This is a genomic window from Anaerolineales bacterium (assembly GCA_022866145.1).
Taxonomy (GTDB): Bacteria; Chloroflexota; Anaerolineae; order Anaerolineales; family E44-bin32; genus PFL42.
This window is the reverse complement of sequence record JALHUE010000126.1, coordinates 1-2,233: the sequence shown is the minus strand read 5'-3', so window position 1 is coordinate 2,233 and position 2,233 is coordinate 1. Positions and strand designations below refer to the sequence as shown.

Sequence of the window (2,233 nt, the reverse complement as noted above, 5' to 3'; positions counted from 1 at the left end):
GGCGGCCCAGGCAATTGCAGGCCCGAATGCGCTAAATGCCTTCCGCTGCTCCAGCCACCGCGAGAATCCCATCAGGAGCTGCGTGATCCCCAATCCGAGCACAATCGAGACGAGAACTGACAGGTAGGCGAAAGGGTCCATGGGGCGGTTGCTCCCTTGGTGCTCTGGCTGCCAACAGGCAGTCTGCATCGAAGACCCCGGGCCAAGAGTCGCCAACTACCGGGCGACCCCAACCCGAGAGCGTTGCGGTCAGAAAGCTACCCGCCATTCTGGTCGGCGGGCTCGGGTTGGCCCCTTCATTCTAGGGCAACTCGGCTGGCTGGGCACCACCGCTGGTGGGTGAATCAGAGGTCGCGGCCTCGGCCTACCGAACTACGGACCTGCGAGGCGGTTGCAGGGCGTTTCCCAGGCTGGCCGGTTTGCCGGACATCCGGTTCAACGACCTGCGGCATACGGCTGCCAGTCGATCCACCACGGCCGCACGTACCAACGCTGTGCCTCGCGCGGCGTGGGTCCAGCTGCACGGCAGAGTCAGTCAGCTACTCCCCCTTTGTGAGCGGAAGCGCCCGGAACGTCGTCCAAGGGTGAGCTGCTCCGTCAGCCTTGAACCCGGCTGCGTTGAGAGAGATCGGGCACAGGCTGAGCGCCGCCATGTCGGCCTTGAAGGAGCGTCGACCAGCGGAGACGCCTTCAAGAACGCCACCTTCCAGCTCCCCGTCCGCCAACAAAGGGAGGAGATCCCCCACCTTCCTCGCACCGGTCCTGGACGGCCGGATCGGGCCATGTGCCTGGCCGCCCGGCCGCTCGTCTCCTTGCCGCCGTTGCCTCTTGACATGTGACCGAACGTGCTCATATAGTCATCACGGAGTGATCGATTACGGCGCATTATGCACGAATAAGGTGGAATTTGCGTGGAACGTGACCTCGGCCTGACCGGAGTTGAGCGCCAGGAGGCCATCCTCCGCCGCCTGGGGGACCAGCAACGAATCTTGGTCCCCGAGATCTGCGAGGCCTTTGCCGTCAGCGAGGCGACGGCTCGCCGCGATCTGGAGGCACTGGCCAGCCAGGGGCTGATCCAGCGCGTCCACGGCGGAGCTCTGTCGATCCGCAAAGCTTCGCCTGAGTCGCCGATGTTGGTGCGCAGCCAGGAGCAGGCACGGGAGAAGAGGTGGATCGGGCGAGCCGCCGCCACGTTGGTGCAGGACGGCGAGACGGTCTTCCTGGGGAGCGGCACGACGGTTCTGGAAGCCGCCCGCGCTCTGCGTGACCGACCGAGCCTGACGGTCATCACCAACTCGCTCCCCGTGCTCAACCTGCTCGCCGGCCTGCCAGGGATCACGCTCATCGGACTGGGGGGCTCGCTGCGCGACTCGGAATACTCGCTCATCGGGCACATCACTGAACAGGCCTTGGCCGAGGTGCGAGCCGACAGGGTCATCATGGGCATTCGGGCGGTGAGTCTGGAACACGGCTTGACGAATGACTACCTGCCAGAGACGTTGACGGATCGCGCCATCTTGCGCGTTGGTGGACAGGTCATCATCCTGGCCGACCACACCAAGTGCGGCGCCGTGGCGGCCGCCTTTGTCGCCTCGATCTCAGCGATGCATGTCCTGGTCACCGATAAGCGAACCCCTTCCGACTTCCGTGAGGCGCTGACGGCCTCCGGCGTGAAAGTGGTCATTGGCCGAGAGAAGTAGTGTTGCTGAAGGATTTCCGCCCCGTTTCGCAGCTCGTCACCCGAGTCACGGATGTGACTCGACCGCGCTTCCCGGTGATCGATGCCCACAACCACCTGGCGGATCCGCTCGGTGGAGGCTGGGATAAGCGGCCAGTGGGCGACCTGCTGCACATCTTGGATCAAGCCGGGGTGCGCCGCTTCATCGATCTGGACGGTGGCTGGGGCGAGTTGCTGCTCCATCAGCATTTGGACCGCTTCAAGGCCGCGGCACCCGAGCGATTCTGTGTCTTCGGGGGTGTGGATTGGACCCAGTGGCAGGTGCAGGGTCCTGCCTTTCCGGATTGGGCGGCGCACAGCCTGCGCCTGCAGCGACAGCGCGGCGCGGAAGGCCTCAAGATCTGGAAGGGCCTTGGCTTGAGTGTGAAGGATAGTGACGGGCACTTGGTGAGCGTCGATGACCCGCGCCTCGATCCGATCTGGCAGACCGCCGGGGAGCTGCGTCTGCCGGTGATGATTCACGTCGCCGACCCGGTGGCGTTTTTCGATCCGATC

The 2,233-nt window shown here is 64.8% G+C and carries 2 protein-coding genes; both read left to right on the top strand.

All coding sequences use genetic code 11. The annotated features are described in order from the left end of the window. Window positions 1-911: 911 nt before the first annotated feature. Window positions 912-1,700 carry a DeoR/GlpR family DNA-binding transcription regulator gene (locus MUO23_03900; protein ID MCJ7512095.1) on the top strand — a complete coding sequence of 263 codons (789 nt, stop codon included), beginning with the start codon at window positions 912-914 and terminating at the stop codon, window positions 1,698-1,700. 2 nt (window positions 1,701-1,702) lie between these two features. Beyond that, the coding region (locus tag MUO23_03895; protein MCJ7512094.1) for a hypothetical protein at window positions 1,703-2,233 on the top strand (531 nt) is incomplete at its 3' end.